Below are 557 nucleotides of genomic sequence, written 5' to 3'. Positions count from 1 at the left end.
GCCTGATAGCAGAGGGCTCTACCTGCTCCGCAACTCCCACAATAGTTCATTCCCTGCCAGCGGCAGACGACGCGATAAAAGGTGAATGCGTTGATGGATTACCGCTACCTTTTGACACTGGTGTCCACGCTTGGGAAGTTCTCTGCCGGGAAGCTGTCAAACAAGATGTAGAAGAGGTTTATGAAGCTGAATCAACAGTCTCAGGTCACCTGGTTCACGATAGCCCTGCACTGGAAGTTAGCCCTGCATCAGAAGTAGGAATATGGAATCAGGATAAAGAGGGAGCAGTACGCCGAAAAGAGCAGAACACCACCTGCTCCTGCGGCGCCACCTTCGCTTCGCTCAACCTGCTTAACTCTCACCGCCAGAGCAACCGAGACGCCCAGTGCACGGGAAAATGGAACACCACCTGCTTATGTGGTGTCACCTTCGCTTCGGCCAACATGCTTAGCTCTCACCGCCAGAGCAGCCGAGATGCTCGGTGCAAGGGAAAGCGGAACACCACCTGCTTCTGCGGTGTCACCTTCGTTTCGACCAGCCTGCTTAACTCTCACAGA

This window comes from Parendozoicomonas verongulae (assembly GCF_009711465.1).
In the GTDB taxonomy this organism is placed as follows: domain Bacteria; phylum Pseudomonadota; class Gammaproteobacteria; order Pseudomonadales; family Endozoicomonadaceae; genus Sansalvadorimonas; species Sansalvadorimonas verongulae.
This window is presented reverse-complemented; position numbering follows the sequence as displayed.